Annotated in this window: 5 protein-coding genes; 2 read left to right on the forward strand and 3 right to left on the reverse strand. The window is 41.8% G+C overall.

Annotated features, from left to right (window positions below; all coding sequences use genetic code 11):
- Positions 1-3,680 (forward strand): VWA domain-containing protein (locus tag ACED42_RS21120; protein ID WP_371704029.1); only part of this gene is annotated, 3,680 nt, incomplete at its 5' end.
- A 93-nt stretch (positions 3,681-3,773) separates the two neighbouring features.
- Here ACED42_RS21120 and ACED42_RS21125 read toward each other — a convergent pair.
- Positions 3,774-4,967 (reverse strand): class I SAM-dependent methyltransferase, encoded by a 1,194-nt coding sequence (locus tag ACED42_RS21125; RefSeq protein WP_017103465.1) that lies wholly within the window; start codon positions 4,965-4,967, stop codon positions 3,774-3,776.
- 129 nt (positions 4,968-5,096) lie between these two features.
- Entirely contained in the window at positions 5,097-6,500 is a 1,404-nt protein-coding gene (locus ACED42_RS21130) for a methyl-accepting chemotaxis protein (RefSeq protein ID WP_371704031.1), read from the reverse strand.
- Between the two features lie 88 nt (positions 6,501-6,588).
- Here ACED42_RS21130 and yccX point away from each other — a divergent pair, with 88 nt between their 5' ends.
- Entirely contained in the window at positions 6,589-6,879 is a 291-nt protein-coding gene (gene yccX / locus ACED42_RS21135; protein WP_017103467.1) for an acylphosphatase, read from the forward strand.
- Positions 6,880-6,933: 54 nt separating this feature from the next.
- Here the strand turns inward: yccX and ACED42_RS21140 are convergent, their stop codons facing one another.
- Positions 6,934-7,263: a TusE/DsrC/DsvC family sulfur relay protein gene (locus ACED42_RS21140; RefSeq protein WP_029223000.1), complete on the reverse strand. Its 330-nt coding sequence runs from the start codon at positions 7,261-7,263 to the stop codon at positions 6,934-6,936.
- Positions 7,264-7,418: the final 155 nt, after the last annotated feature.

Here is a 7,418-nt window from a genome sequence, read left to right on the forward strand (position 1 = left end):
CCTTCGGCCTGAAAGTGACGGCGGCGGCGGGCACGACGACGAACAACACGGCGACGGGCGACGCGAGCATCAAAGACAACGACGTAACTATCAAAGTCCACGATGCTGTGCCTGTGAATGAAGGAGATAGAGCATCCTTTAAAGTGACATTAAATGAAGCCTCTTCTGAAAAACAGTATGTTAAATTTGAAGCGACAACAAACGGTTACGATACTGAATTTGATGACATCGATACCAATAGCCTAACTTACGAATACAAAGATGCTAACGGCGATTTCCAAGTTGCAAATGTTGTTAACGGTTATGTAGAAATTCCGGCAGGAAGAACTGAACTTCGTGTAACGGTTCAAACCGTACAAGACGATAAGTTTGAATGGACTGAACGTTTTGGACTTCACATTGTAGATACAAAATCTCAGGTAGGTGGAACGTCAAGTATTGATGAAGCGAATTCTGATCTGAAAGGTCAAGGTACAATCAAGTTAGATCATTCAGATAACCCTACACTTACATTGACGAATGCTAATGCTGTTGATGAAGGAAACACGGCCGTATTTGATGGGCAACTATCGAAGGTGTCTGAAGCGTCGATTGAGATGAAAGTCGAGTTTGAATTTTCTAATGGCGTTGGCAAAGCAAACCTTGAGGATTTAGCCGCAGACAGTAGTAAGCCGTTTGCTGGGGTTACAGTCACTTATGTTTCTGGCGGAGTGATTAAGACTATTTCGGTAAATGAAGTGAATGGAACATTCACACTTCCTGCGAAAGTTACGGATTTCAAAGTTAATGTAGATACAGTAAATGATAACCGTTTCGAAACATCAGAAGACTTTGGAATTAAGTTGAGTGAGATACCTTTCCAATCTTCAACTGATGCTAGTAAAGATGTAATCATCAATAGCGGTCAGCACGGTGTATCAGCTACGGGCTCTATAAATGAAGATGCTTCTGATAAACCCGCAATAAGTGTGTCCGATGCTCTTGCTGTTAAAGAAGGTGGAGTGTTGGAGTACAGTGTTGCACTTACAGGTTCTTCTGATATAGAAGTTAAATATTCATTTAACTTCCCGAATAGTAGTGATGTTAGAAAAGCAGACATTTCGTTTACGGATGGCGTTAAACTGAGTGCAGATAAGCAATCTATTATTGTGCCTAAAGGCGTATCTTACTTTAAAGTTATTGTTCCGACATTAGATGACGTTCTTGTAGAAAATACTGAAAATTACACCATTACTATTGGTGGCGACACAGGTACTGGCTCGATACTCGACAATGAAGTTGCACCTGTCATCAGGAATCAGTCAGTCAGTGTGTCTGAAGAAGCTCTTAGTGGGGGTATTACGGATACGATAGGTTTGCCGAGTGATTCTACTGATGGACACTCTGTTCAGGGGGATTTGTCTATTACCGATGCCAATGGTAACTGGTCTGACACTGTATTTAGTGAATCAAGTTCAATTACAGTAACAACATCAACTGGCCAACCTCTGACATCTGAAGGGCATACAATTACTTGGAGTGTATCAAATAATGGTCACACACTTCTTGGCGAAGCTAACGGTAAACCTGTTATTGAAGCGACTTTAAATAGTAGTGGACATTATGAGGTACAACTTAAAGCTCCTGTTGATCACCCTAATACCAGTGGAGAAGATAACTTATCGATTCATATTCCCGTGATTGCTAAGGATACTTCCGGGTTGTCTAGCTCTGGAGGTCAGATTACGGTTTCAATTGAAGACGACCAGCCAGATGCTAAATATGAAGAAATTGATACGACTATTCATACTGTAGGCACTAATGTTCAGCTTATTTTGGATGTTTCTGGATCAATGAAAGGAGATCGTTTCGATGTTCTTAAAGCATCCGTACTGCAAATGCTTAATCAATATGCGGGAGCATCAGATAATGTTCGTGTTCAGCTTATAACATTCAACTATAACGTTTCTCTAGTTGAGCATAATAACAAAGCATGGATGACTGTCGACGAAGTGAAGGGTTATATCAACGCACTACAGGCCGGTGGTGGTACCGCTTATGATGACGCGATACAAGGTGGTAAGAATTATTGGAATACGGACTCCAGTTTACGTATACCTAACGCAAATAACGTCAGTTATTTCATCAGCGATGGTGCAACACATGAAAATGATAAAATAGATAGATATGAAGAGGCTTCATGGAAGCAGCATTTAACTACTAACAATATTACCGCGCACGCAGTTGGAATTGATCTAAAAGGTAACAGAACTCAGATCAACAAAGTTGCATATGATGGAACAGGTCCCAAAGATAAAAACGCGGAGTTGATTGATGATGAATCTCAGCTGAGTGATGCACTTATTAACTCAATCGTACAAAACGTAACAGGTTCAATCTCAGGTAGCGGTTCTGGTTCTGGTTCTGGTTTTGGGGCAGATGGTGGTTACGTAAGTCAGATAAAATTTGGAACTGGCTCATTTAACTTTAATGGTTCGACTATCTCAACATCGGGAACTTTGCCTTCGAATATTAGCTATTCTAAGGATGAAGCAACCAACAAATTAACCATAACCGTCGATGGTAAGTTCGTATTTGTAATTGACCTTGACACCGGAGCGTATGAGTTTAGTGGTAAACCTCAAGATAGGCCTTCAACACTTGATTTTGATTACACACTGAAAGACGGTGATGGTGATACTAGTAGTAATAAGTTGGTGTTTAATGTTCCTGCTAGTAAATCCGGTTTAGATATTAGTGCGCCAGGTAATGCGGTCGATACTCTTAAGCTATACCATCATCAAAATGGTGATGCTAAGCTTCAATGGAGCTCTGTTGGAACGGATTCAACAACAGAGTATTTCACGAAATCAGAAGTGGCTAATGGATTTAAAGTAAATGTTGGTGCTGGAGGAGATCATGTACACCTTGGAAAAGGCGACGATATCATTTGGCTTGGTGACAGTCATTCAAAGTTAGATGATACAGCGGGTGATAGTGCATCTAAGCAGGCTAACGCTCAAGCGACATTAGAATCATTTACTAACGGTTCAGACAGTAGCTTGTTAGCATCAAACAGTAATGGTGAAGGTGCAGCCTTTAATAACTCTATGCCGAGTCAAAGTAACGCGTATTTAGATATTGCTCATAGTGGTGCTGGCGATGATTATGTATACGGTGAAAAAGGTATAGATGTCATTTTCGGTAGTGCTGGTAATGATTACCTAGATGGCGGACAAGGTAATGATGGCCTCCGAGGTGGAACGGGCAACGATACAGTTAAAGGTGGTGCTGGTGAAGATATTCTTATCGGTGGTCTTGGTAACGATATATTAACTGGCGGCAGTGATGACGATATCTTTAAGTTTGTGGATCAAGACACGACTAGTTCTCGGAATGACATTAGAGATGGTGAAAGAGATGTTATTACTGACTTTACAAAGGGACAGGATAAGATAGATTTATCAGAACTACTGCACACAGATGCGAATGATACTATAGACAGTTTACTTAAGAGTAATCAAATTGGTGTTGTTGAAGGTAACGGTGATTTAACTGTTACAATCTCTCAAGCAGGGACTTCGGTTGGTGAGAATAGTCAACAAATTGTTCTTGAAGGTGCTGCTGGCCAGTACGCGGGGCTATCTGAGAGTGCAATCCTAAGTGATTTACTGAAGATATACGATACAACAAGCAACTAAACAAAAAGGGCCGAAAGGCCCTTTTTTTATATCTTAATTTAGTAAAGTAATCGCGCTTAAGAAACCTTACGTTGAGGTTGCAACACCCTACAGTTACAACACTTTACAGGCAAAACCTTTTAGGTAGAAGCCTTCTGGGTACGCTGTATCTGTTAGGTGGTCAGCGGCTTGCTCGAAGCGCTCGACAAATTTAACGGTTCTTCCTGCATCTAGAGCAGCGTCAGCGATGATTTTTTGGAATAAATCAGTGCCCATCAAGCCAGAGCAAGAGTAGGTGAGTAGAGTGCCACCAGGGTTTAAGATTTGCATTGCAAGCATGTTTACATCTTTGTAGCCGTTAGCTCCTGATGTTAGGTTATTTTTGCTTGAAACGAACTTTGGTGGGTCCATGATCACGACGTCAAACTTAGTGCCTTGATCTCGGTATTCACGAAGTAGTTTAAATACGTCTGCGTTTAGGAATACAGCGCGTTTTTTTGAGATATCAAACTCATTGAGTTCAGCGTTGAACTTAGCTGTATCAAGAGCAAGTTGAGATACGTCTGCGTTGATTACACGTTTTGCGTTGCCTTTCAGTGCGTAAAGACCAAATCCGCCAGTGTATGAGAAACAGTTAAGCACATCTTTGCCTTTAACATACTTCATTGATTCTTTACGGCTATCACGTTGGTCCATGTAGAAGCCAGTTTTGTGGCCTTCCATGATGTTTACGCTGATTTTGACGCCGTTTTCTTCAATGACGATAGATTTTGGTGGCTCTTCACCGTGAAGTACACCAACAACTTGTTCTAGGCCTTCTTTTTTACGAACTGCTACGTCTGAACGCTCGTAAATATTACAGTCTGGGAAGCATTCAATTAAAGCTTCAACCAATACGCTCTTATTGAATTCAGCGCCCGCACTTAGTAGTTGGCAAACTAGGTAGTCTTGATATTTGTCGATAGTGATACCTGGCAGTCCATCAGACTCTGCAGCGGTAAGGCGGTAGCCAGTTAAACCATCACGCTCAATGATGTCTTCACGCAGTGATTGCGCGTCTTGAATTCGTTTTACGAAGAACGCTTTGTTAATTTCTTCTTTTTCAAATGTCCAAACACGAGCTCGAATTTGAGATTCTGGTGAGTAAGCCGCTTTTGCTAGCCATTGACCATTCTGAGCATATACGTCTACAGTTTCACCTTGTTGTGGTTCGCCTTCGACCTTATCGATACCGCGTGAAAATACCCAAGGGTGTTTACGGCGTAGTGATTTATCTCGGCCTTTAGCTAGATGAATTGAAGGAGTCATAATTTACTCTGTTTGTTGAATTTGAAGGAGGGGTATTGTCGGGGAAGTACAAGGGAAAAGCAAATAAGAAAGGGCTGCAAAAGCAGCCCTTGTATTGAACCATCATTAGATGGTGGCTAGATGTCAGTATTAAGCTTTAAGACCTGTCAGTAAACCTTCCATCGTATCGCTCTGCTTACGAAGTTGGTCAACGTTAGAGTTACTTTTACTGATCATCTCGCAGATGCCGTCTGATTGATGACGAATCTCTTCAACGCTTTGTGCAATGTTATCCGCAACGACACCTTGCTCTTCTGCAGCAGTAGCAATTTGCGTACTACTATCAGAAATAGACTGGTTTTTCTCAGCTAAAGAACCGATCTCAACGTTCACTTCCGACATCAGTGTTTGGCCTTCATTGGCATTGTTTACTGTCACTTCCATCAGTTTTGTTAATGATTGGCTGTTACGCTGTAACGACTCGATCATGCTCTGGATTTCAACTGTCGCTTGTTGAGTTCGTCCGGCAAGAGCGCGAACTTCATCAGCAACAACTGCAAAACCACGGCCTTGCTCTCCAGCTCGAGCAGCTTCAATCGCAGCGTTTAGCGCTAACAGGTTAGTTTGTTCAGAGATACCATTGATGGTTGCGACTACTTCATCGATCTGCGCTGCATTAGCATCGAGTTCTTCTACTGCTTGCGAAGCCGATTGAATCTCTTGGGATAAGCTAGAGATCGATTCCAAAGTATTAGAAACCTTAACTTGACCACTTTGTGCGACACCACGAGCGTCCATTGTTTGAGTGCTTGAATCATGGGCAAGGGTAGCGACTTCGCGAATCGTTGCTGCCATTTGTTCAGTTGCGCTGGCGAGGCTATTCAAGTGCTCTTGTTGATTACTTGAGATATCTGAGCTTTGTTGTGTTGACTGGTTCAAATCTGAGCTGATTTGCTGCATGAGAGCAACGGACTCTTGGATTGAGAGAACCATGTTTTGTTCACGCTCGGCTACCTTATCGATAGTAATAGCTATTTCACTGAACTCATCACGAACTAAAAAGTAGTTCATACGACAAGTTAAATCGCCACTTGCAAGTGTGCTGAGTGCTTTGTTCATCGAGAACATAGCGCCACCAATGAAAGTCATGATGTAGTAAACCCCCAGAGCTATCAGCGTGAGAGTTACCGCAATAATCGAAACTTGAGTTGTAGATAGAGCTGACCATAAGTTTTGGTCATGGCTTGCGACCAAACTGAAGGCGCCATTCATGACAGAAACAGATCCTGCGCCATATCCTAAAGAGATGGTGTCAGAATTGCTAATGAGTTGAGCGACCTGATCTTTGGTAAGTTGTCCAGCTTCAATCAGCCCTTTCATCAGGTGTAATTCATCCTGGTAAAGGTGAGCAAGTAAAGAGTCCGCGGCGCTATCTAAAACTAGAGTAAGTATAACCAGGGCGATAAGAGGTAATAAGAATAGTAGATAGAACTTTTCTTGGATTTTTAGGTGAATGAGATATTTGTCAATCCAACGAAACGGGATTTCTTTCATAATTGTAATACTCGAAGTAAGCCCACCAATAAATGGTGAATGAATAGAATCGCAACTATATCATCCATATAATTTATGAGGCAACGTTATGGAAACTCTGCAGTATATTTTTGTCGTGTCAGGCGTAGTTCAGTGTGTTGGATTTCGTTATCACACCAGTAGGCAGGCGCTGGATTTGGGCATTTCCGGCTATGCAAAGAACCTAAATGATGGTCGAGTTGAAGTGTTAGCGGTCGGAGAGGTGCTGAAACTTGAGAAGTTACACGCTTGGCTTAATCTTGGACCACCGAGCGCAACAGTGGACAACGTAGAAGTGCATCAAGTTAAACACAATGAGCGGCGGCAGGACGTACGTGTAGGGGAGTTTAAAATACTGTAGGACACTACAGTATTTAACTTTTTACGTTGAGATCAACCTAGCGCTATTTTAGTTCTACAAGCATTTTGCTGGTTTAGGTAAACCGGCGAGCTTGGTTGCTTGTTTGGCAGGGCCTTTTTTGAATAATTTGAAAAGGTACTTACTGTTGCCTTTTTCTGGGCCGTGCGCTTTTTCCATTGCTTTAACGAGCATGCGAACCGCTGGTGAGGTGTTGAACTCTTCGTAAAAGCTCCTTACAAAATGTACGACTTCTAAGTGTGCATCAGTAAGTTCAATTTCCTCATCTTGAGCAAGAATTTCAATCATACCTTCTTCCCATTGAGTGTAATCTAACAGATAACCTTGAGTGTCGGTTTCGATTTGCTTGCCGTTATATTCAAACATGTTTAATCCAGAGTCCAATTAACTATCTGGATAGGGTACATGACCAAGTTTATCTTTCTCAATAGAAATTGTAGCTATCTCAAAAAATATTGCACTTATGGATAAAAAAAGGTTCATCGCGGCTTTCCGGGGAAAGCCGCTTTTATCTTCAAGAA

This window comes from Vibrio sp. FF145 (assembly GCF_041439075.1).
Taxonomy (GTDB): Bacteria; Pseudomonadota; Gammaproteobacteria; order Enterobacterales; family Vibrionaceae; genus Vibrio; species Vibrio tasmaniensis_A.

Bases quoted from the DNA above. Each gene is read 5' to 3' on its own strand.
- ACED42_RS21125 (WP_017103465.1), bottom strand. From the start codon at position 4,967: ATGACTCCTTCAATTCATCTAGCTAAAGGCCGAGATAAATCACTACGC.
- ACED42_RS21130 (WP_371704031.1), bottom strand. From the start codon at position 6,500: ATGAAAGAAATCCCGTTTCGTTGGATTGACAAATATCTCATTCACCTA.
- yccX (WP_017103467.1), top strand. From the start codon at position 6,589: ATGGAAACTCTGCAGTATATTTTTGTCGTGTCAGGCGTAGTTCAGTGT.
- ACED42_RS21140 (WP_029223000.1), bottom strand. From the start codon at position 7,263: ATGTTTGAATATAACGGCAAGCAAATCGAAACCGACACTCAAGGTTAT.